This is a genomic window from Variovorax sp. P4_D9 (genome assembly GCF_056401695.1).
In genome coordinates this window covers 1-22,405 of the sequence record NZ_JBFUIU010000058.1, presented here as the reverse complement: position 1 = coordinate 22,405, position 22,405 = coordinate 1, and the positions used below count along the sequence as shown (strand labels likewise).

Annotated in this window: 19 protein-coding genes, 1 pseudogene and 1 riboswitch; of the genes and pseudogenes, 16 read left to right on the top strand and 4 right to left on the bottom strand. The window is 68.4% G+C overall.

All coding sequences use genetic code 11. From position 1 onward, the window contains the following. Positions 1–229: 229 nt before the first annotated feature. The 10 genes and pseudogenes from AC1DY5_RS09315 to AC1DY5_RS09270 all read left to right on the top strand — a co-directional run. Positions 230–716: pseudogene (locus tag AC1DY5_RS09315) on the top strand (acyl-CoA dehydrogenase family protein); the annotation flags it as partial. A 63-nt stretch (positions 717–779) separates the two neighbouring features. Continuing rightward, positions 780–1,700, top strand: a complete 921-nt coding sequence (locus tag AC1DY5_RS09310; protein WP_478111003.1) for a hydroxymethylglutaryl-CoA lyase — start codon at positions 780–782, stop codon at positions 1,698–1,700. 89 nt (positions 1,701–1,789) lie between these two features. Next, complete coding sequence (locus AC1DY5_RS09305; protein ID WP_478111002.1) at positions 1,790–2,278, top strand: YbaK/EbsC family protein; 489 nt, start codon at positions 1,790–1,792, stop codon at positions 2,276–2,278. A gap of 53 nt (positions 2,279–2,331) precedes the next feature. Further along, positions 2,332–2,532 (top strand): DUF1289 domain-containing protein, encoded by a 201-nt coding sequence (locus AC1DY5_RS09300; protein ID WP_478111004.1) that lies wholly within the window; start codon positions 2,332–2,334, stop codon positions 2,530–2,532. After that, positions 2,529–3,170, top strand: coding sequence for a 2-hydroxychromene-2-carboxylate isomerase (locus AC1DY5_RS09295; RefSeq protein WP_478111001.1), 642 nt, complete (start codon positions 2,529–2,531; stop codon positions 3,168–3,170). Before AC1DY5_RS09300 ends, AC1DY5_RS09295 begins: the two co-directional genes overlap by 4 nt. Before the next feature lie 143 nt (positions 3,171–3,313). Beyond that, complete coding sequence (locus AC1DY5_RS09290; protein ID WP_478111000.1) at positions 3,314–5,005, top strand: MFS transporter; 1,692 nt, start codon at positions 3,314–3,316, stop codon at positions 5,003–5,005. 100 nt (positions 5,006–5,105) lie between these two features. Then, complete coding sequence (locus AC1DY5_RS09285) at positions 5,106–5,252, top strand: hypothetical protein (protein WP_478110999.1); 147 nt, start codon at positions 5,106–5,108, stop codon at positions 5,250–5,252. Positions 5,253–5,382: 130 nt separating this feature from the next. Beyond that, entirely contained in the window at positions 5,383–11,181 is a 5,799-nt protein-coding gene (gene uvrA / locus AC1DY5_RS09280; protein WP_478110998.1) for an excinuclease ABC subunit UvrA, read from the top strand. A gap of 184 nt (positions 11,182–11,365) precedes the next feature. After that, positions 11,366–12,412, top strand: a complete 1,047-nt coding sequence (locus AC1DY5_RS09275; protein WP_478110997.1) for a histone deacetylase family protein — start codon at positions 11,366–11,368, stop codon at positions 12,410–12,412. 108 nt (positions 12,413–12,520) lie between these two features. Further along, positions 12,521–13,477 (top strand): Bug family tripartite tricarboxylate transporter substrate binding protein, encoded by a 957-nt coding sequence (locus AC1DY5_RS09270; RefSeq protein ID WP_478110996.1) that lies wholly within the window; start codon positions 12,521–12,523, stop codon positions 13,475–13,477. 9 nt (positions 13,478–13,486) lie between these two features. Here AC1DY5_RS09270 and AC1DY5_RS09265 read toward each other — a convergent pair whose 3' ends face one another. Continuing rightward, positions 13,487–14,329, bottom strand: a complete 843-nt coding sequence (locus AC1DY5_RS09265; protein ID WP_478110995.1) for a GNAT family N-acetyltransferase — start codon at positions 14,327–14,329, stop codon at positions 13,487–13,489. Positions 14,330–14,380: 51 nt separating this feature from the next. On the opposite strand from AC1DY5_RS09265, the gene AC1DY5_RS09260 reads away from it, so the two are divergent. Continuing rightward, complete coding sequence (locus AC1DY5_RS09260) at positions 14,381–14,599, top strand: SlyX family protein (protein ID WP_478110994.1); 219 nt, start codon at positions 14,381–14,383, stop codon at positions 14,597–14,599. A gap of 87 nt (positions 14,600–14,686) precedes the next feature. Further along, complete coding sequence (locus AC1DY5_RS09255; protein WP_478110993.1) at positions 14,687–15,547, top strand: DUF4399 domain-containing protein; 861 nt, start codon at positions 14,687–14,689, stop codon at positions 15,545–15,547. Here AC1DY5_RS09255 and AC1DY5_RS09250 read toward each other — a convergent pair. The 3 genes from AC1DY5_RS09250 to AC1DY5_RS09240 all read right to left on the bottom strand — a co-directional run bounded on the left by AC1DY5_RS09250 (position 15,534) and on the right by AC1DY5_RS09240 (position 18,665). After that, entirely contained in the window at positions 15,534–16,322 is a 789-nt protein-coding gene (locus AC1DY5_RS09250; RefSeq protein WP_478110992.1) for an HAD-IIB family hydrolase, read from the bottom strand. The two genes, AC1DY5_RS09255 and AC1DY5_RS09250, sit on opposite strands and share 14 nt — an antisense overlap. After that, a complete protein-coding gene (locus AC1DY5_RS09245; protein WP_478110991.1) occupies positions 16,322–17,950 on the bottom strand; it encodes a peptide chain release factor 3 in 1,629 nt (542 codons plus the stop codon). Before AC1DY5_RS09245 ends, AC1DY5_RS09250 begins: the two co-directional genes overlap by 1 nt. 70 nt (positions 17,951–18,020) lie before the next feature. Beyond that, entirely contained in the window at positions 18,021–18,665 is a 645-nt protein-coding gene (locus AC1DY5_RS09240) for a hypothetical protein (protein WP_478110990.1), read from the bottom strand. A gap of 103 nt (positions 18,666–18,768) precedes the next feature. Then, a riboswitch (S-adenosyl-L-homocysteine riboswitch) is annotated at positions 18,769–18,838 on the top strand. A 65-nt stretch (positions 18,839–18,903) separates the two neighbouring features. Here AC1DY5_RS09240 and ahcY point away from each other — a divergent pair. From ahcY to AC1DY5_RS09220, 4 genes are all read left to right on the top strand, one after another. Next, positions 18,904–20,343, top strand: coding sequence for an adenosylhomocysteinase (gene ahcY / locus AC1DY5_RS09235; RefSeq protein WP_478110989.1), 1,440 nt, complete (start codon positions 18,904–18,906; stop codon positions 20,341–20,343). An 8-nt stretch (positions 20,344–20,351) separates the two neighbouring features. Continuing rightward, entirely contained in the window at positions 20,352–21,149 is a 798-nt protein-coding gene (locus tag AC1DY5_RS09230; protein ID WP_478110988.1) for a TlyA family RNA methyltransferase, read from the top strand. Further along, complete coding sequence (gene metF, locus AC1DY5_RS09225) at positions 21,127–21,960, top strand: methylenetetrahydrofolate reductase [NAD(P)H] (RefSeq protein WP_478110987.1); 834 nt, start codon at positions 21,127–21,129, stop codon at positions 21,958–21,960. Before AC1DY5_RS09230 ends, metF begins: the two co-directional genes overlap by 23 nt. Beyond that, a partial coding sequence (locus AC1DY5_RS09220) for a septal ring lytic transglycosylase RlpA family protein (RefSeq protein WP_478110986.1) occupies positions 21,957–22,405 on the top strand: 449 nt, incomplete at its 3' end. The genes metF and AC1DY5_RS09220, both read left to right, overlap by 4 nt.

The following is a 22,405-nucleotide window of genomic DNA, read 5'->3' as shown; positions in this document are numbered from 1 at the left end:
GGTCACGCAAAGATCACCCCCAAGGCTTGCCCACTTCGTGTGACCGCCCCCCCTCTCCGGGGGCAACCCCAGCGGGCCGGCAAAGCCGGTTCCGCGGGGTGGGCCGTTCCCGTTTCATGCGTCGCGGGTCACGCGATAGCGTGGTGGAAAACTGATATGAAGCTTCCGCAGGAGGCCGGCGTGATGCTTTCGTCGCCATCGCTCCGGGAAAACCCACCCTTCAAAGGCCGATCGCATCGGCGAAGAGGGCAGGGGCTTCGACTACATCCTGCACGGCCTGAACCCCGAGCGCATCCTGATCGCAGCCGAAGCCGTCGGCCCCGGCCGCGCGGCGCTGCGCATCGCGGCGCAGTACGCCAGCGAGCGCGTGGTGTTCGACCGGCCGATCGGCAGAACCAGGGCGTGGCCCATCCGTTGGCGCGCGCCTGGGCCAACCTCGAGGCGGCCGACCTGATGGTCTTCAAGGCGGCGGCGCTGCACGACGCCGGCGAGCCCTGCGGCATCGAGGCCAACACCACCAAATACCTGGCGGCCGAAGCCGCGCACGACGCCTGCCAGAACGCGATCCTCACGCTCGGCGGCATGGGCTACGCGAAGGAATACCATGTCGAGCGCCTGCTGCGCGAGAGCTACACCCGCGCATCGCGCCGGTCAGCCCGCAGATGATCCTCAACTTCATTGCCGAAAAGGCGCTGGGCCTGCCGAAGTCCTACTGAGCGCCGGGACGCTCCGGATGCGGAGAAAATGGCGTTTGCCCTTCCATCGACCACGAGCGCCTCATGAACCTACCTCCCAAAGTCAAGATCGTCGACGTCGGCCCGCGCGACGGCCTCCAGAACGAGAAGCAACCGGTGTCGGCCGAGATCAAGATCGGCCTCGTGCACCGCCTGCAGGACGCCGGCCTCAAGGAGATCGAGGTCACCAGCTTCGTCTCGCCCAAGTGGGTGCCGCAGATGGCCGACAACGCCGAGGTCATGCACGGCATCCGGCGCAAGCCTGGCGTGCGCTACTCGGTGCTGACGCCCAACATGAAGGGCTTCGAGGCCGCGATCGCGGCGCCGCGCGAAGAATGGCCCGACGAGATCGTGGTCTTCGGTGCCGCCAGCGAGGCCTTCAGCCAGCGCAACATCAACTGCTCGATCGCCGAGAGCATCGAGCGTTTCCGGCCGGTGGTGGCAGCGGCACGCGAACACGGCATCTACGTGCGCGCCGCGATGTCGTGCGCCGTCGGCTGCCCCTACGAAGGCGAGATCGCACCCTCGCGCGTCGACATGCTGGCCGGCCTCCTGAAGGAGATCGGCGTGCAGCACGTGGGCGTGGCCGACACCATCGGCGTCGGCACGCCGCTGAAGGTGCAGCGTGCCGTCGAGGCTACGCTCAAGCACTTCGGCGTTGACGACATCTCGGGCCATTACCACGACACCTACGGCCAAGCGCTGGGCAACACGCTGGCCAGCCTGGAGATGGGCGTCTGGCAGTACGACACTTCTTCCGCCGGCCTCGGCGGCTGCCCTTATGCCAAGGGCGCGACCGGCAACGTCGCGACCGAGGACGTGGTCTACATGCTGCACGGCATGGGCATCGAGACCGGCATCGACCTCGACAAGCTGATCGACGCCGGCGTCTACATCAGCGACGCGCTCGGCCGCGAGCCGAACTCGCGGGCCTCGAAGGCGATCCGCAACAAGAGGTGCGCCTAGGATGAAAAGCCCCCACGCTCATCGCTTCGCGTATCGCTGCCCCCCGAGGGGGTGCTCAGTGCCCTTCGGGCGGCCGGGCGGGCACTGACATGTGTGGTGCCGAGTTGACTTCACTGCCCGAGGGCGTGCAGCGCGTCGCCCGCCTGCTGCACGACAGGGGCCATCCCCACGCACCGCAGATGCTCGACGACGCCGCGCGCACTGCCCAGCAGGCGGCCGATGCGCTGGGCATCGAGGTGGCGCAGATCGCCAAGAGCATCGTCTTCCGGCGCAAGTCCGACGATGCGGCCGTGCTGGTCGTGACCTCGGGCGACAAGCGCGTGGACGAGAAGAAGGTCGAGGCCCTGGTCGGCAAGCTGGGCCGCGCCGATGCCGACTTCGTCAAGTCCCGCACCGGCTTCTCGATCGGCGGCGTCTCGCCCTTCGCGCATGCCACGGCGCCGGTGATCCTGATCGACCGCGAGTTGTTTCGCTTCGAGGAGATCTGGGCAGCGGCCGGGCATCCGCATGCGGTCGTGCGCCTGCACCCGCACGACCTCGAGGGCCTGACCGGTGCGCCGGTCGCGGACGTGGTGTGAGCATCGCCGCCACGCTGTCGACCCTGCCGGAACGCGCCGCGGCCGTGCGCGCCATGGCCCGCGACGTGCCGTCGCCCTGCATCTCGATCTGCCGCATGGACCCGGCCACGGGCTTCTGCGAAGGCTGCCTGCGCACCCTTGCCGAGATCGCCGCCTGGAGTCGCATGGACGACGCCGGCAAGCGCAGCGTCTGGCGCGCCATCGAACTGCGCGCCGAAGCCGGCTTCTGCCGCGCGGCCGGAGACGCGTCATGAAACACATCACCTTTCATCTCGACTTCATCTCGCCCTACGCCTACCTGGCCTTCGAGCAGCTGCCGCAGACGCTGGAAGGTTTGAGCTACAGCGTGGCCTACCGGCCGGTGCTGCTCGGCGCGCTGCTCAAGCACCACGGCCAGCTCGGCCCGGCCGAGATCCCGGCCAAGCGCAGCTGGACCTACCGCCACGTGCTGTGGCTCGGCCAGGCACACGGCATCCCGATCCGRATGCCCGCGACCCACCCCTACAACCCCTTGCCGCACCTGCGGCTGGCGCTGGCGACCAGCGCCAATGGCGACATCAATCGGCATGTGGCCGAGACTGTCTTCCGCGATGTCTGGTGCACGGGCGGCGAGCCCGGCGACGCAGCGCGCCTGGCGACGCTCGCGGCATCGCTGCGGCAGCAGCGGGAAGCCGGCGGCGAGGCGGTCAAGGCCCAGCTCAAGGCCAACACGGACGACGCCATCGCGCGGGGCGTGTTCGGGGTCCCGGCCTTCGAGGTCGACGGCCGCCTGTTCTGGGGTTTCGACGGCCTGGCGATGCTTCGTGCATACCTCGATGGCGAGCCCTGGTTCGATGGCCCTGACTGGGCCGGCGCCGACCAACGGCCATCGCTGCGCCGCAGCAATCCCTAGTTTTCCTGCGATCTGAAACGTAAGCTGCGGGTTACACCTTAAACCGTCAGCCGCCGTTCAGTTTCGCGACAGCCTCGGGTCAGTCGCCACTCCAAGAATGCGTCACGTCCCACGCCGTGGGCGCAATTTCAACAGGAGACGACATGGCAGCAGTACTAGATTCAGGGGGAGCGTCGCGCGTTCCCCGGCCCATGAGCCAGGAGGAGAAGAAGGTCATCTTCGCCTCGTCGCTCGGGACCGTGTTCGAGTGGTACGACTTCTACCTCTACGGCTCGCTCGCGCCTGTGATCGCGCGCCAGTTCTTCAGCGGCCTCGATGYCGGCGCGGCCTTCATCTTCGCGCTGCTGGCCTTCGCCGCCGGCTTCCTGGTGCGTCCCTTCGGCGCCATCGTGTTCGGCCGGCTCGGCGACATGATCGGCCGCAAGTACACCTTCCTGGTCACGATCCTGATCATGGGCCTGTCGACCTTCATCGTCGGCCTGCTGCCCAGCTACGCCACCATCGGCGTCGCGGCGCCCGTGATCCTGATCGCGCTGCGCATGCTGCAGGGCCTCGCGCTCGGCGGCGAGTACGGCGGCGCGGCCACCTACGTGGCCGAGCATTCGCCGCACGGCAAGCGCGGCGCCTACACCTCGTGGATCCAGACCACCGCCACTCTCGGCCTGTTCCTGAGCCTGCTGGTCATCCTCGGCGTGCGCGAGGGCGTGGGCGAGGCCGCCTTTGCCGAATGGGCCTGGCGCATTCCGTTCCTGGTCTCGATCCTGCTGCTCGGCATCTCGGTCTGGATCCGCTTGTCGCTGTCGGAATCGCCGGCCTTCCAGAAGATGAAGGCCGAGGGCAAGACCTCGAAGGCCCCGCTGTCCGAGTCCTTCGGCCAGTGGAAGAACCTGAAGATCGTGATCCTGGCACTGATCGGCCTGACCGCCGGCCAGGCCGTGGTCTGGTATTCGGGCCAGTTCTACGCCCTGTTCTTCCTGACGCAGCAGCTCAAGGTCGATGCGACCACCGCCAATCTGATGATCGCTGCCGCGCTGCTGATCGGCACGCCCTTCTTCGTCGTCTTTGGCACGCTGTCCGACAAGATCGGCCGCAAGCCGATCATCATGGCCGGCTGCCTGCTGGCGGTGGTGACCTACTTCCCGGTCTTCAAGATGCTAACCGAGAGCGCCAACCCCGACCTGGCCCGGGCCCAGGCCACGGCCGGCGTCGTCGTGACCGCCGATCCGCGCTCGTGCTCGTTCCAGGGCAACCCGGTGGCTCGCGAGATCGACTTCATCAGCTCCTGCGACATCGCCAAGCGCTACTTGGTGCAGAACTCGGTCAGCTACGAGCGCGCCGACGGCCCAGCCGGCTCGCCTGCCGTCGTCAAGATCGGCGAGGTGGCGATCACGGCGCCCCAGGGCAATGTGGTCAACCACAAGTTCGACGAGGCCTCGGCCAAGGAGATCGCCGCCTTCAAGAAGAGCGTCGCCGAGCAGCTAAAGACGGCGGGCTATCCGACCAAGGCCGACCCGGCCAAGATCAACAAGGTCATGACGGTGGTGCTGCTGTTCTGGCTGGTGCTGCTGGTCACCATGGTCTACGGCCCGATCGCCGCCATGCTGGTCGAGCTGTTCCCGACCCGCATCCGCTACACCTCGATGAGCCTGCCGTACCACATCGGCAACGGCTGGTTCGGCGGCCTGCTGCCGACCACCGCCTTCGCGATCGTGGCCAGCACCGGCAACATGTACAACGGCCTCTGGTACCCGATCGTCATCGCCGCGGTGACGCTGGTGGTCGGCACCATCTTCATCCGCGAGACCAAGGACGTCGACATCTACGCCAACGACTGACCGTTCGCAAGCGTGAGGGCTTCGGCCCTCGGTTCAACAAAGAGGCTTCCCGCCAACCCGGCGCGAGGCCTTTTTCTTGAACAGCTCAGGAGACTGAATCATGTGGAAGATCATCGTCGGCTTCGTCATCTTCGCGGCCATCGTGCTTTACGTGCTCACCAAGGCGGGCGGCAACGTCGACATGTCGGGCGAGAAGCATGGCGGCGACGCGACGCATGCACCGGCGCCGGCCGCTCCGGCGAAATAGTCCGAGCCTGTATCCGCATGTAAGCGAATCGTCCGCGCGGAAGTCCCTGCGCCACCGTGGAGCATCCGGTGCCGGCGCGACCGGCCACGCCGGTGTTCCTAGAATGTCTGCCCCACCCCCCAAGGCATTCATGACACAGGGCTCCATCCGGATTCGCGGTGCACGCCAGCACAACCTCCAGAACCTCGACCTCGACATCCGCACCGGCGAGATGACCGTGGTCACCGGGCCGAGCGGCTCGGGCAAGTCGAGCCTGGTGTTCGACACCCTCTACGCCGAAGGCCAGCGGCGCTATGTCGAGACCTTCTCGGCTTACGCGCGCCAGTTCCTCGACCGCATGGACAAGCCGGCGGTCGACAAGGTCGAGGGCGTGCCGCCCGCGATCGCCATCGACCAGACCAATCCGGTGCGCTCGTCGCGCTCGACCGTCGGCACGATGACGGAGCTCAACGACCATCTGAAGCTGCTGTTCGCGCGCGCGGCGCAGCTGTTCGATCGCGAGACCGCCTTGCCGGTGCGGCACGACTCGCCCGATTCGATCTACGCCGAACTGCTGGCACGTGCCGCCGCGGCCTGCGATCCGCGCGTGGTGTTGACCTTCCCGGTCGAGCTGCCGGCCAGCACTTCGACCGAGGAGGTGACGCAGTGGCTGTCTGCCAGCGGCTTCACGCGGGTGCAGGCCGAGCGCGAAGTGGCGACGCCGACCGGCCCGCGCAAGGTGCTCGACGTGGTGGCCGACCGCTTCCGCATGGCCAACGCCGAGCGGGCGCGCGTGGTCGAGGCGATCGAGGTGGCGCTGAAGCGCGGCAGCGGGCGGCTCACGGTCTATGCGATTGCGGCGGAAGAGGGCGCCGAGCCAGACGTGTGGAAGTTCTCGACCGGCTTGCATTGCCCCGAGAGCGACATCCGCTACGCCGACCCGATCCCGTCGATGTTCTCGTTCAACTCGGCGGTCGGTGCCTGCGAGACCTGCCGCGGCTTCGGTCGCGTGATCGGCGTCGACCTCGGCCTGGTGATCCCGAACGAGAAGCTCACCCTGCGCGCCGGCGCGATCAAGACCATCCAGACGCCGGCCTGGAAGGAAGCCCAGGACGACCTCATGCGCCACGCCGAGGCCGCCGGCATTCCGCGCGACACGCCGTGGAACAAGCTCACCGCCGAGCAGAAGCACTGGGTGATCGAGGGCTCGCCGAACTGGAAGGGCAAGTGGAATCAGCAGTGGTATGGCGTGCGCCGCTTCTTCGCCTACCTCGAGAGCAAGGCCTACAAGATGCACATCCGCGTGCTCTTGTCGAAGTACCGCAGCTACACGCCGTGCCCGGTCTGCGCGGGCGCCCGGCTCAAGCTCGAGAGCCTGCTGTGGCGGATCGGCAGCAAGGAGGATGCCGATGCGGTGCTGGCGCCATCGAAGCGCTTCATGCCGGTCGGYGTGAAATGGTCGCGCGCGCAACTCGAGGCCCTGCCGGGGCTGTGCCTGCACGACTTGATGCTGTTGCCGATCGAGCGGCTGCGCCGCCTCTTCGACGGCATCGAGAGCCACGGCAACAGCAGCACCGCGAGCGAAGGCGACGTGCAGGCGCTGAAGCTGCTGTTCGAAGAAATCACCACCCGCCTGCGCTATCTGCACGACGTCGGCATCGGCTACCTCACGCTCGATCGCCAGAGCCGCACACTGAGCGGCGGTGAGGTGCAGCRCATCAACCTCACGACCGCGCTCGGCACCTCGCTGGTCAACACGCTGTTCGTGCTCGACGAGCCCAGCATCGGCCTGCATCCGCGCGACATGAACCGCATCACCGAGGCGATGCTGCGGCTGCGCGACGCCGGCAACACGCTGGTGGTGGTCGAGCATGACCCGGCCGTGATGCTGGCCGCCGACCGCGTGATCGACATGGGCCCGGGTCCGGGCGTGCGCGGCGGGCAGATCGTGTTCGACGGCAGCACCGATGCATTGCGCGATGCCGAGACGCTGACCGGCCAGTATCTGGGCGGGCGCAAGCAGATCGGCATGGGCTTTCGCCGCATGGTCAGCGACAACACGCCGCGCCTGATCCTCGAGGGCGTGCGCGAACACAACCTGCAGGACATCTCGGTCGAGCTGCCGCTGTCGCGCCTGGTCTGCATCACCGGCGTCAGCGGCTCCGGCAAGTCGACCCTGGTGCAGGACGTACTGGCGCCGGCGCTGATGCGCCACTTCGGCAAGGCGACCGAAGGCGCGGGTGCGCACGACCGCCTGCTCGGCGCCGATCACCTGAGCGATGTCGTCTTCGTCGACCAGTCGCCGATCGGCAAGACCGCGCGTTCCAATCCCGCCAGCTACGTCGGCGCCTGGGACGCGATCCGCGAGATCTTCGCCACCGCGGCGCTGTCGCGGCAGCGCGGCTATACCGCATCGAAGTTCAGCTTCAACAGCGGCGACGGCCGCTGCCCGACCTGCGGCGGCTCGGGCTTCGAGCATGTCGAGATGCAGTTCCTGTCGGACGTCTACCTGCGCTGCCCCGACTGCGACGGCAAGCGCTACCGGCCCGAGATCCTCGAGGTGGCGATCGAGCGCGCGGAGCGCAACCTCAACGTCGCCGACGTGCTCGACCTCACGGTGGCCGAGGCTGCCGCCGCCTTCGCTGCAGACCGCGAAGTACTGCGCGTGCTGCAGCCGATCGTCGACGTCGGCCTCGACTACGTGAAGCTGGGCCAGCCGGTGCCAACGCTCTCCGGCGGCGAGGCGCAACGGCTCAAGCTGGCGGGCTTCCTGGCAGAGGCCGCCAAGAACGGCAGCGCCAGCAAGCAACCGCTGGCGCGCAAGGGCACGCTGTTCCTGTTCGACGAGCCGACCACCGGGCTGCATTTCGACGACATCGCACGCCTGATGCGGGCGCTGCGCAAGCTGCTCGACGCCGGCCACTCGCTGGTCGTGATCGAGCACAACCTCGACGTCATCCGCGCCAGCGACTGGATCATCGACCTCGGGCCCGAAGGCGGCGAGGGCGGCGGCCAGGTGGTCGCGGTCGGCACGCCCGAGCAGGTGCGCGAGAACGCGGCCTCGCTGACCGGCGCGGCGCTGGCCGACTACGAACTCGCGGTCGGACCGGGTGCCTACAAGGTCGCGGAACGCGCCGCGCGAAGCTACGCCGCGCGGGTGCAACCGGCGCAGGGCCGCGACGCGATCCAGATCGTCAACGCGCGCGAGCACAACCTCAAGAACCTGTCGGTCGATATCCCGCGCGGCAAGTTCAGCGTGGTCACCGGCGTCAGCGGTTCGGGCAAGTCGACCCTGGCGTTCGACATCCTCTTCAACGAAGGGCAGCGGCGCTATCTCGAATCGCTCAACGCCTACGCGCGCAGCATCGTGCAACCCGCGGGGCGGCCCGAGGTCGATGCGGTCTATGGCATTCCGCCGACCGTCGCGATCGAGCAGCGGCTGTCGCGCGGCGGCCGCAAGAGCACGGTCGGCACGACCACCGAGGTCTGGCATTTCCTGCGCCTGCTGTTCGTCAAGCTCGGCATCCAGCATTGCATCCACGATGGCGCGGCGGTACAGCCGCAGACGCCCGACAGCATCGCGGCGCAGCTGCTGAAGAACTTCAAGGGCCGGCACATCGGCCTGCTGGCGCCGCTGGTGAGCAACCGCAAGGGCGTCTACACCGAGCTGGCCGACTGGGCGAGGCCGCGCGGCTTCACGCACCTGCGGGTCGACGGCGAGTTCCTGCCGACCACCAACTTCCCGCGCATCGACCGCTTTAAGGAGCACAACATCGAGCTGCCGGTGGCCAGCCTCGACGTGCTGCCCGCGAAGGAGACCGAGCTGCGCCAGGCGCTGACCCGCGCGCTCGAGCACGGCAAGGGCGTGGTCCATGTGCTGAGCGATCTCACGGGCCTGCGCGCCGCGATGATGGCCGGCGCGCCGACCGCCGGCATCGGTCGGGCGCATGTGTTTTCGACCCTGCGCGCTTGCCCGGTCTGCAGCACCAGCTATGCCGAGCTCGACCCGCGCCTGTTCTCCTACAACAGCAAACACGGCTGGTGCCCCGACTGCGTCGGCACCGGCGTCAAGCTGACCAAGGAGCAGCGCAAGGTCTACGACGACTCGGTGATGGCCGACGACCAGAAGGGGCGCGAGCAGACCTTCGCCGAACCCGAGGCCGAGGACGTGGGCGACGTGGTGTGCCCGACCTGCGAGGGCAGGCGGCTCAATGCGACGGCGCGCGCGGTACTGTTCGGCGAAGGCGGCGGCATCGGCATCACCGAGCTGGCGCGCATGAGCGTGACCGACATCCGCATCTGGTTCGAGAACGTCGTGCTCAGCGGCCGCCAGGCCGAGATCGCGCGCGATCTGGTGCCCGAGATCAAGAGCCGGCTCGAGTTCCTCGAGGAGGTCGGGCTCGGCTATCTCACGCTCGATCGCGGCGCACCCACCTTGAGCGGCGGCGAAGCGCAGCGGATCCGGCTCGCGGCCCAGCTCGGCAGCAATCTGCAGGGCGTCTGCTACGTGCTCGACGAGCCGACCATCGGTCTGCATGCGCGCGACAACCAGATCCTGCTCGACGCCCTGCACAAGCTCGGCGACAAGGGCAACACGCTGGTCGTCGTGGAGCACGACGAGGACACGATCCGCCGCGCCGACCACATCATCGACATCGGCCCGAGCGCGGGCAAGCGCGGCGGCCGGCTGGTGGCCGAAGGCAGCGTCGCGGACATCGAGGGCGCCGGGGATTCGCAGACCGGCCGCTATCTGCGCGATGCGATCAAGCATCCGCTGCAGCCCCGGCGCAACGTGCCGGCGCCCGAGCCCGGCGCACCCGACTGGCTCAGCGTACGCGGCGCCGATCTGCACAACCTGAAGGATGTCGCGGTCTCGCTGCCGCTGCACCGGCTGGTGGCGGTCACTGGTGTCAGCGGCTCGGGCAAGTCGACCCTGGCGCGCGACGTGCTGCTGGCCAACGTGTACGCGGTGGTGGTGCAGCGCATGACCAAGGCCGGCCGCGATGCCGATGCCGCGGGCAAGCATCCGAAGTGGGTGGGTTGCAGCGCGGTTGAGGGCTACGAGACCATCGACCGCGTGCTCGAGGTCGACCAGACGCCGATCGGCAAGACGCCGCGCAGCTGCCCGGCGACCTACATCGGCTTCTGGGACACGATCCGCAAGCTGTTCGCCGACACGCTCGAAGCCAAGGCGCGCGGCTACGGCCCGGCGCGCTTCAGCTTCAACACCGGCGAAGGCCGCTGCCCGGGCTGCGACGGCGCCGGTGTGCGCACCATCGAGATGAGCTTCCTGCCGGACGTGAAGGTGGCGTGCGAGGTYTGCCATGGCGCGCGCTTCAACCCCGAGACGCTGGCTGTCAGCTGGCGCGGCAAGAGCATCGGCGACGTGCTGCAGATGGAGGTCGACGAGGCGGTCGAGTTCTTTGCCTCGATGCCGAACATCAGCCATCCGCTGCAACTGCTGAAGGACGTCGGGCTCGGCTACCTGACGCTGGGCCAGCCGTCGCCGACGCTGTCGGGCGGCGAGGCGCAGCGCATCAAGCTCGTGACCGAGCTCAGCAAGGTGCGCGACGACGTCACGCGGCGCGGCAACAAGGCGCCGCACACGCTGTACGTGCTCGACGAGCCGACCGTCGGCTTGCACATGGCCGACGTCGAGAAGCTGATCCACGTGCTGCACCGGCTTGTCAACGGCGGCCACAGCGTGGTGGTGATCGAGCACGATCTCGACGTCATCGCCGAAGCCGACTGGCTGATCGACCTCGGGCCAGAAGGCGGCAATGGCGGTGGACGTGTTGTGGCTGCCGCGCCGCCTGAGGAGGTGGTGAAGCTGGGGACGCACACGGGCGTGGCGCTGGCACCGGTGCTTGCGCGTTCGCTGGGTCGGCATGAGGTGGTGATGTTGCCGTTGCGAGAGGCGGAGCCGGAGCCGAAGCGGCGCGAAGCGTGATCGCGCCGGCTTGTCCGTTGGTCGGGGCGCCCGGCATGCCGGGCTCCGTGGGCGTGCAACGGGCGTGTGCGCTTCCAAGGATAAAGCCTGCGAACAGGCGATGCGCATGCGGCGAGGTGTTCACGGCATACCGCTCGCCGTCGCCCCACACCACACACCCCGCGCTCGGCGTTACCCTAGCGCCATGCTCACGATCTACAACGACCGCCACGCCCTGCATCACGGCAAGGTGGAAATGTTCCGCGGCGAACTCGTGCCCTGCTTCGAGGTCCCGGCGCGTGCCGACTATGTGCTGCAAGAACTGAAGCAGCGCAGGCTCGGCGCGATCGAAGCACCTGACGCCTTCGACGACGCCGCGATCACGCGCGTCCATGCGCCGCGCTATCTCGACTTCCTCTCGAAGGCATGGGACGAATGGGTCGCGCTCGACCCGGCCAATGCCACACGCGACGCGCTGCCCTCGTACTGGCCGATCCGTACCTTCCGCTCCGACGTGCTGCCCGCGAGCTTTCCCGCCCGAATGGGCCTGTTCTCGTACGACGCCGGCACGCCGCTCACTGCCGGTACCTGGACCGCGGCACGCGCAGGCGCCTGCTGCGCCTTGACCGCCGCGGCACGCGTGCTGCAGGGCGAGCGCGCCGCTTTCGCGCTCACGCGGCCGCCGGGTCATCACGCGGGCACCGACTTCTTCGGCGGCTACTGCTTCCTCAACAACGCGGCGATCGCCGCACAGAGCCTGCGCGATGCCGGCGTCGACCGCGTCGCGGTGCTCGACATCGACTATCACCACGGCAACGGCACGCAGGCCATCTTCTACGAGCGTGCCGACGTGCAGTTCACCAGCCTGCATGGCGATCCGCACACCGAGTACCCGTACTACCTCGGGTATGCCGACGAGCGCGGCGCGGGCGAGGGCCTGGGCTTCAATCACAACCTGCCGCTGGCGCGCGGCAGCGGCTTCCCGGTCTGGCGCGAAGCGCTGGCGACCGCGCTGCGGGGCATCGCGGACTTCAAGCCCGGCGCACTGGTGGTCTCGCTCGGACTCGACACCTTCGCGGGCGACCCGATCGCCGGCTTCACGCTCGCCACGCCCGACTACCTGCGGATCGGCGCGGACATCGCGCGCGCCGGCCTGCCGACCGTCTTCGTCTTCGAGGGCGGCTACGCGGTGGCCGAGGTCGGCGTCAACGCGGTCAACGTGCTCGAAGGCTTCATGCAGCGGGCCGGCTGAACGAGCGCGCTGACGCAGCGGCGACTTCGACCGGGGAGATACCCGCTTGCCCCGCGAATGTCCCTGCGGCCCAATGCGGCCATTCGAATCCGTTCCGGAGTGCCTCCCATGTTTCGTCGTTCCCTCCTGTGTGCCGCGCTGCTCGGCGTCGCCGCCACCGCGGTCTACGCGCAAACCTTCCCGACCCGGCCGATCAAGCTGATCGTCGCCTTCCCGGCCGGCGGCCCGACCGACATCACGATGCGCCAGCTGGCCGACAACGCCTCGAAGATCCTCGGCCAGCCGATCGTGGTCGACAACAAGCCGGGCGCCGGCGGCACGCTGCCCGCGCAAGCGCTGCAGACCGCGCCGGCCGACGGCTACACCATCGGCCAGATCCCGCTCGGCGTATTCCGGCTGCCCTACACGACCAAGATCAACTGGGACCCGGTCAAGGACATCAGCTACGTGATCAACGTCACCGGCTACGCCTTCGGCATCGCGGTGCCGGCCGACAGCCCGTTCAAGACCTGGAACGATTTCGTCGCCTATGCCAAGGCCAATCCGGGCAAGCTGACCTACGGCTCGACCGGCAATCTCACCAGCCCGCACCTGACCACCGAACTGGTGGCGCAGCAGCTCGGCATCCAGTTGCAGCACGTGCCCTACAAGGGCAGTGCCGACCTGGCGCAGGCGGTGCTCGGCAACCACCTGATGGCGATCGCCGATTCGACCGGCTTCGCGCCGCTGGTCGAATCCGGCAAGCTGCGGGTGCTCAACACCTGGGGCGAGAAGCGGCTGGCCAAGTTCCCGGATGCGCCGACGCTGAAGGAGCTGGGCATCAACATCGTGCAGAACTCGCCCTTCGGCATCGGCGCGCCCAAGGGCACGCCGCCCGAGGTCGTGAAGAAGCTGCACGACGCATTCAAGCAGGCGATGGAAGAGCCCAGCTATGTGGCCGCGCTGGGCCGCTACGACATGCTGCCGATCTACATGAGCTCGGCCGACTACGCGAAGTTCGCGCAGACCACCTTCACGCGCGAGAAGGCGCTGATCGAAAAGCTCGGACTGGGCAAGCCGCAGTGAGCGGGCGGGCTACCCGAGCTCGAAGCTCGTGAGCCCGTAGACCCGCTGCAACTCGCAGGCCGGCGCAGCGCCGGCGTACATGCGCGCGGTCTCGAACACGCTGCGCATTCCCGCGGCCTGCGCCATGGCCACTGCCTCGGCGTTCGGCAGCGGGACGTCGAGGTAGACCGCGTCGCCTGCGGGCACCGCCGCGCACAAGGCCGCGAAGAGGGCGTGTGCGACCCGTGGGTCGTCCGCGACCAGCGGCGCGATCTTGTGGCCCTCGCGGCAGCGCCGGACCAAACCCCAGCCCACGAGCCGTCCGCCGTCCAGAAAGGCCAGGCCGGTCGCGTCGGGAACGCGGATCCAGGCGCGCAGGAAGGCTTCGCGCGCTGCCGGGAACACGCGGCGGTCGTCGGCCTGCAGCAGGGCGTCGTCGACACTGGCCAGCGGGACCACCTGCGGCGGGATGCCGCTGCCGCCGCGGGCCACACCGGCGAAGCGGGCGTTGTTCCAGGCCAGTTCGAAGCCGCTGCGGCGGTAGTTGTCCTGCTGTGCGGGTACGCCATCGAGGCCGACCACCTGGCCGGCGAGCCGCGCCATGCCCGCGCGCCAGAGGCGGATGCCGAAGCCCTGGCCGCGCCAGGCCGGCGCCACGATGTAGAGGCCGATGAAGCCGAAGCGCCCCGCGTACGACACCGCGCTGATGCAGCCCACCGCCTCCCCTCGATGCTCGGCGACCAGGAACCCGCCGGGGTCCGCGGCGTGGAAGCAGGCGGCGTCGTGCAGGCCGGGGTTCCAGCCTTCGCGGGCGGCCATCTCGGTCACCAGCGGCATCTCGTCGAGGTCGAGCGGGCGAATCTTCGGGTCCATGCGCGGCATTCTGGCCGATGCGCGCGTCGGCTTCCTGTCCAATAGCGCCCCATGGACACCTCGCAAGACACGCAACGCCGGCTGACCGACCTCGAGATCAAGGCGAGCTTCACCGAAGACCTGCTTGACCAGCTGAACCTGACCATCTACCGCCAGCAGGAGCAGATCGACAGCCTGCTGCGCCAGGTCGCGCAACTGCGCCAGCAAAACCCCGATCCGGGCGCAGGAGGCGCGCGCAACCTGCGTGACGAATTGCCGCCGCACTACTGAAGACCTATTTCACGCTGCCGCCATTCATGCGATCCTCGTCGCCGTACGTCCTGATACAAAATTGCACAAAGTACTGAAGGAGTGGGAATGCGACATCCAGAGCGTCACCGAAGGCGGGCGGCGAGCTTGGCGGCGGCTGCCGCGTTGGGGCTATGGGCGGGTGGCGTAGGCGCCCAGGCGTCCGATGCGCCGCCGGCCTCCGCAGCCGCCCCAGCGGCCGACGGCACGGCCCTGGTGGTCCACCCCTGGGTGGTGCCGCCGCCCAACTGGTCGCCCGAGGCCTACTTCACCAACCTCAAGGACGGCAGCACGCTCGAGGCCCCGTTCGTGGCGCGATTCGGTCTCTCGATGCGCGGCATCGTGCCGGCCGGCCGGTCCGCGGGCACGGCGGGGCACCACCACCTGCTGATCGATCAGCCGCTGCCGCTCGATTTCACCAAGCCGCTGCCTTTCACCGAGCACTACATCCACTTCGGCAAGGGCCAGATGGAAACCGTGGTCGATCTGCCGCCGGGCACCTACACGATGCGTCTGGTGCTGGCCGACCAGGGCCACATCCCCTATTTCGTCTACAGCAAGCCGCTCAAGTTCACGGTCAGCAAGCAGATCAAGGGCGTCACGCCGGCCAGCCTGTTCGGGGCGCCGCGGATCGAATTGCTGAGCCCCGCGGACCGCAGCACGGTGCAACTGCCGTTGCGCGTGCAGTTTCACGCCAGCGGCCTGAACATCTCGAACGCCGCGCCCAAGGTGCCGGACACCGGCCACTTCCGCCTGGTGCTGGAGCGCCAGGGCCAGAAGCCCGAGATGATTGAACTCGACGGCGGCCAGACCGAGCTGTGGCTCAATCCGCCCAAGGGCAGCTACAACGCGCGGCTCGAACTGATGAGCAACACCGCGGCCGGCAACGTGGTCGCCCGCGCCAGGCCGGTCGCCTTCACCGTGCCCTGAGCACCGCGGCCGCCACCTCGGCGAAGCCCGCGCCGCGCTCCTGCGCGGTGACGTAGCGCGGCAGGTGTGACAGGGCGGCCTCGAAGCGGCGCACGTTGGCGACACCGATGCTGTGCGTGAAATGCTCGAACATCAGCGCGTCATTGGTCGAGTCGCCGACGTAGGCCCAGCGCTGCATCTCGTCGTCGAGCCGGCGACCCCACAGTTCGCGCACGATCCAGCGCGCGCCTTCGAGCTTGTTGTACTCGCCGTACCAGCCGTTGACGTGGATGCTGCTGACGGTGGCATGCATGCCCTCGCTGCGCATCAGCGCGACCACGGCGGCGATCTGCGCGTCATCGAGTTGCGTGAATTCGCTGTGGTCGATCGCGATGTCGCACTCGCGGCCCGCCGAGTCGGTGGCACGCCGGGCGCCGGGAATCTCGCGCTCGATGCGCTCCAGCACGGCCTGCATGCGGGCGAAGTTGCGTGCGCGCGTGGGCGCGTCCTGCTGGTAGCGCTTCTCGATCGCGCCACCGGGCAAGGGCAGCAGCGCGACGGCGCCGTTCTCGGCCACGATGGCGTCCACCGGCCAGGCGCTGGCGAAGGGCTCGCTCCAGCCCACCGGGCGCCCCGTGATCGCGACGCGATGCAAGCCAGCGGCTCGAAGGTCGGCGAGACCCGCGAGCGCATCGGCGCTGATCGCGCCCTCGGTCGTCAGCGTGTCGTCGATGTCGGTGAAGACGCCGACCAGCGCGCGCCGCGCCGCCAGCGGCCACTCGCGGAGCCCCTGCATCAGGACGCCGTCTGCAGCGACAGCCCCGCATGCTCGCGCAGCGGATGGAAGTGGATCTTCGGGAAGCGCTCCTGCGCCAGCCGCACGTCGTAGGGCGAGGTGCAGAGGTAGGCCAGCGTGTTGGCGGCGTCGAGCGCCATTCGCTGCGGATAGGCATCGACGAAGGCACGCAATTCGGCCGGCGTGTCGGCCGTGATCCAGCGGGCACCGGTGTACTGGCAGCCCTCGAGCCGGATGTCGGCGTCGTACTCGGTCTTGAGCCGGTGCTGCACCACTTCGAACTGCAACTGCCCGACTGCGCCGAGCAGCATCGGGCCGCCGACCTCGGGCCGGAAGACCTGGATCGCGCCCTCTTCGCCGAGCTGGGCCAGGCCCTGCTGCAGCTGCTTAGTGCGCAGCGGGTTCTTCAGGATCACGGTCATGAAGAGCTCGGGCGCGAAGAAGGGCAGGCCGGTGAACTGCAGCGAGGCGCCATCGGTGATGGTGTCGCCCAACTGCACGCCGCCGTGGGTCGTGAAGCCCACGATGTCGCCCGCATAGGCTTCCTCGACCGCCTCGCGCCGCTGGCTCATGAAGGTCACGACGCTGGTCGGCCGCAGCTCTTTCGCGGTTCGCTGCACGCGCAGCTTCATGCCCGGCATGTAGCGCCCCGACGCCATGCGCACGAAGGCGATGCGGTCGCGGTGGTTGGCATCMATGTTGGCCTGCACCTTGAACACCACGCCGGCGAAGTCCTTGTCCTCGGGCTGGATCTCGCGCACCACCGGCTGCCGGTTGACCATCGTGGTGCTGGTGCGCGGCTGCGGCGGCGGCGCCAGGTCGACCAGCGCGTCGAGCACTTCCATCACGCCGAAGTTGTTGACGCCGGAGCCGAAGAACACCGGCGTCTGCTGGCCGGACAGGAACGCCTCGCGGTCCCAGCTCGGCGAGGCGCCGGTGGCCAGTTCCATGCTTTCCACCGCGTGGTCGAACTCGCGTCCGAAGCGCTTCTGGAGTGCCTCGCGGTCGGTCAGCGGCAGGGTCTCGAAGTCCTGCGGCAGCTTTTCCTGGCCTGACTCGAACACGGTCATGGCCTGGGTGCGCAGGTTGATGATGCCGCCGAAGGTCTTGCCCTGGCCGACCGGCCAGGTCATCGGCACGCAGGGCATGCCGAGCTCGCGCTCGATCTCGTCGAGCAACTCGAGCGGCTCGCGGACCTCGCGGTCCATCTTGTTGACGAAGGTGATGATCGGCGTGTCGCGCTGGCGGCAGACCTCGATCAGCCGGCGCGTCTGCGCCTCGACGCCGTTGGCGGCGTCGATCACCATCAGCGCCGAGTCGACCGCGGTCAGCACGCGGTAGGTGTCCTCGGAGAAGTCCTTGTGGCCGGGCGTGTCGAGCAGGTTGATGACGTGGTCGCGGTAGACCATCTGCATCACCGACGAGGCGACCGAGATGCCGCGCTGCTTCTCGATCTCCATCCAGTCGGACGTGGCGTGGCGCGAGGCCTTGCGCGCCTTCACCGAACCAGCGATCTGGATCGCGCCCGAGAACAGCAGCAGCTTCTCGGTCAGCGTCGTCTTGCCGGCGTCGGGGTGGGAAATGATCGCGAAAGTGCGGCGGCGTTTGGTTTCGGAGGCGAAGTTCATGGTGAACGCGGTGCGCGCTCACGGGCGCGGGTTGCTGGAGGCAAAGCCCACGATTTTACCGTTCAGGTGTTCACATCGGGGGCGTGAAGCCTTTGCGGCCCACCAGCATGCTCGAGGCGGTCGGCTTGCCGTCCTTGACCTGTGCGGTCACCGTGACCTTCGCGCCTTGGACCACCAGCGCCGCCTGGTCATCCTGGRCTGGCTTGAAGGTGACGATCGGCGTGCCGCGCGGGACGATGACGGTCTTCTCGCCGTCCCCGTACTTGAGCACCAGCTTCTTGCCGCCCGGGACCGTCGCCGGCGCCGCCGCGAGCGCGGAGACGGTTGCATTGGTCATCGTCCCGTTGGGCATGTAGTCCCAGGGACGGAAGCCTTCGCCGGTGCCGCGCATGGCTTCCGGAAACACGAGCACTTCGACCGCGCGCTGGGTGCCGTCGGGCTGCGGCAGCGAACCGGCGCCGACGAAGCTGTTGGGCTTGATGGCGGCCATGTCGAGCGGAAGCACTTCGAGCACGCGCATGCTGGCGGGCCGCACCAGGGTGACGATCTCGCCGCTGCGGTCCTTGACCGTCAGCGAATTCGCGTCGACGTGCGCGATGACGCCGCGCACGCGCACGGTGGGCTCCGCGGCCGGGGCCTGCGCCGGAGCGGGCAAGGAGAGCGTGGCCGACGCGGCCATCGCGAACGAAGTGGCAAGGATCTTGGCTTTGGACATAAGGATAGGCCGGATGGGCCGGGGCATTGCGGTGGGATCGGCAGTCTAGGCCGAATCGAAAGGCGCTGCTGGCAGGCTGCCGGCGCCAGGCGCTAAAATGCCCCATTCCGAGGAGCGTTGCAGCGCCGACAGGCGTGAGGCTCGGACCATCATCGCAACCACGCTCACCCGCTGTTCTCGCGGTGAGTCCCTTCCCCCGAACGCAGTGGCCACTGTCAAACCTGCTTTGGAGCCAACAATGAGCGCTGTTCTCAAACCGTCCCCCGTCTCGACCGCCGACCAGGCGATCGCCGACCTGTCCCTGGCCGCCTGGGGCCGCAAGGAAATCCGCATTGCGGAAACCGAGATGCCCGGCCTGATGGCCATCCGCGAGGAATTCGCCAAGAGCCAGCCGCTCAAGGGCGCGCGCATCACCGGCTCGCTGCACATGACGATCCAGACCGCGGTGCTGATCGAGACGCTGCAGGCCCTCGGCGCCACCGTGCGCTGGGCCTCGTGCAACATCTTCTCGACCCAGGACCACGCCGCCGCCGCCATTGCCGCCGCCGGCACGCCGGTGTTCGCGATCAAGGGTGAGTCGCTGACCGACTACTGGGACTACACCCACGCCATCTTCGACTTCGGCCCCAAGGGCTCGAAGGGCGAGGGCCCGAACATGATCCTCGACGACGGCGGTGACGCCACGCTGCTGATGCACCTGGGCCAGCGCGCCGAGAAGGACCAGGGCGTGCTCGCCAATCCGACTAGCGAGGAAGAGCGCATCCTCTACGCCGCGATCAAAGCCAAGCTGGCGGTCGATGCCACCTGGTACAGCCGCAAGTCGGCCGAGATCATCGGCGTGACCGAAGAGACCACCACCGGCGTGCACCGCCTGAACGAGATGTCGGCCAAGGGCACGCTGCTGTTCCGCGCGATCAACGTCAACGACTCGGTCACCAAGAGCAAGTTCGACAACCTCTATGGCTGCCGCGAGTCGCTGGTCGACGGCATCAAGCGTGCCACCGACGTGATGATCGCCGGAAAGGTCGCCTGCGTGGCCGGCTACGGCGACGTCGGCAAGGGCTCGGCCMAGGCCCTGCGCGCCCTCAGCGCCCAGGTCTGGGTGACCGAGATCGACCCGATCAACGCCCTGCAGGCCGCGATGGAAGGCTACAAGGTCGTGACCATGGAATACGCCGCCGACAAGGCCGACATCTTCGTCACCACCACCGGCAACCGCGACGTGATCCGCCACGAGCACATGGCCGCCATGAAGGACCAGGCGATCGTCTGCAACATCGGCCACTTCGACAACGAGATCGACGTCGCCTCGATCGAGAAGTACGAGTGGGAAGAGATCAAGCCGCAGGTCGACCACATCACCTTCCCGGACGGCAAGAAGATCATCCTGCTGGCCAAGGGCCGCCTCGTGAATCTCGGCTGCGGCACGGGCCACCCGAGCTTCGTGATGTCGTCGTCGTTCGCGAACCAGACCATCGCCCAGATCGAGCTCTTCACCAAGCTCGATGCCTACCAGGCCGGCAAGGTCTACGTGCTGCCCAAGCACCTCGACGAGAAGGTCGCGCGCCTGCACCTGAAGAAGGTCGGCGCCATGCTGACCGCGCTGACCGACACGCAGGCGGCCTATATCGGCGTCGACAAGAACGGCCCTTACAAGCCGGACACCTACCGCTATTGAAGAGCGCTTTGCGCGCCGATCAATTGCTCGTCGAACGCGGCTTGGCCGCGTCCCGCTCGCAGGCCGTGCGGTTGATCGCGGGCGGCCTGCGCTGGCGCGACGGCGCCGACTGGCGCGTCGTCGGCAAGAACCGCGACGAGATCCCCGAGGACGCCGAACTCGAACTGCTCGATGCCGCCGAGGCGCGCTACGTCTCGCGCGGCGGACTCAAGCTGGCGGGCGCGCTGGCCGTCACCGGCATCGATCCGCGCGGCCGGCGCTGCCTGGACGTCGGCCAGTCGACCGGCGGCTTCACCGACTGCCTGCTGCAGCACGGCGCCGAGCACGTGGTGGGCGTCGACGTCGGCCATGGCCAGCTGCATACGCGGGTGCGGGAAGATGCGCGCGTGACCGCGGTCGAGGGCGTCAACGCCCGCATGCTCGACGCCGCGGCTTGGAGCGCCGAGTCGCCCGAGGACGCGGACTTCGGCCTGATCGTCGGCGACCTGTCCTTCATCTCGCTGACGCTGGTGCTGCCCGCGCTGGTGCCGCTGCTGCAGCCGCGGGGCGACCTGCTGATGCTGGTCAAGCCGCAGTTCGAGCTGCAGCCGGGGCAGGTCGGCAAGGGCGGCATCGTGCGCGACCCGGCGCTGTTMGCGGTGGTCGAGCAGCGCTTGCGCGATGCTTGCGCGGCATTGCAGCTGCGCATCGTGCATTGGCTCGACAGTCCGATCGCCGGCGGCGACGGCAATCGCGAGTTTTTCATTCATGCCGTCCGGGCGGACGGTGAACCAGGAGCCGGCCGTGCGCCTACCGCTCAGCTTTGAATTCTTTCCGACCAAGACGCCCGAAGGCGCCGTCAAGCTGCGCGCCGTGCGCCAGCAGCTCTACGCACAGGAGCCTGAGTTCTGTTCCGTGACCTATGGTGCCGGCGGCTCGACGCACGAAGGCACCTTCGGCGCGGTGCGCGAGATCCTGTCCGAAGGGGTGGCCGCGGCCTGCCATTTTTCCTGCATCGGCGCCACCAAGGCCACCGTCCGCGCGCAACTGGCCGAGCTCAAGGCGATGGGCGTCAATCGCCTGGTCGCCCTGCGCGGCGACCTGCCGAGCGGCTACGGCCTGGGCGGCGAGTTCCACTATGCGAGCGATCTCGTGGCCTTCATCCGCGAGGAGACCGGCCGCGACTTCCACATCGAGGTCGCCTGCTACCCCGAGGTGCATCCGCAGGCCCGCTCCCCCGAAGCCGACCTGCAGGCCTTCGCGGCCAAGGTGCGGGCCGGCGCCGACTCGGCGATCACGCAGTACTTCTTCAGCCCTGAGGCCTACTGGCGCTTCGTCGACGATGCCCGCGCGCTGGGGCTCGACACGCCGATCGTGCCGGGCATCATGCCGATCACGAGCTCAACGCAGCTGATGCGTTTCTCGGATGCCTGCGGGGCGGAGATCCCGCGATGGATCCGCCTGCGGCTGCAGAGCTTCGGCGACGACACGGCCTCGATCAAGGCCTTCGGCCTCGACGTCGTCGCGGCCCTCTGCGATCGGCTGTGCGCGGCCGGCGCACCGGCGCTGCATTTCTACACGATGAACCAGTCGGTGGCCACGCTCGGCGTGCTGCAGCGGCTGGGTTGGGCTGCATGACATTGCGCGGCGGCCTCGCGGCGTTGCTCGCGGCCGGAGTGCTCGCGGCCTGCTCGGTGCAGCCGCCCTCGCCGGGCGGAGCGGCCGGCGATGTCCCGCAAGGGCGTTTGCGCCCTCTGGCGAAGCAGCCGGCCCTGCCGCCCGGTGCGCCGCCGCGCTCCGCGGTGCCTTCGGTGCGCTACGACCTCGCGGTGTCGGGCACTGGCGAGCGGATGCCGGACGACGGACTCCCCGGCGACGAAGGTCGCGATGTCTTCGAGCGCGGCGGCGCCTCCTGGTACGGCATCCAGTTCCATCAGCGCAAGACCGCGAGCGGCGAGCGCTTCGACATGACGGCCCTCACGGCGGCCCACAAGACGCTGCCCTTCAACACCCGCGTCTGCGTTCGCAGCCTGGTCAACGGCCGTGAGGTGCTGGTGCGAATCAACGACCGCGGGCCCTATTC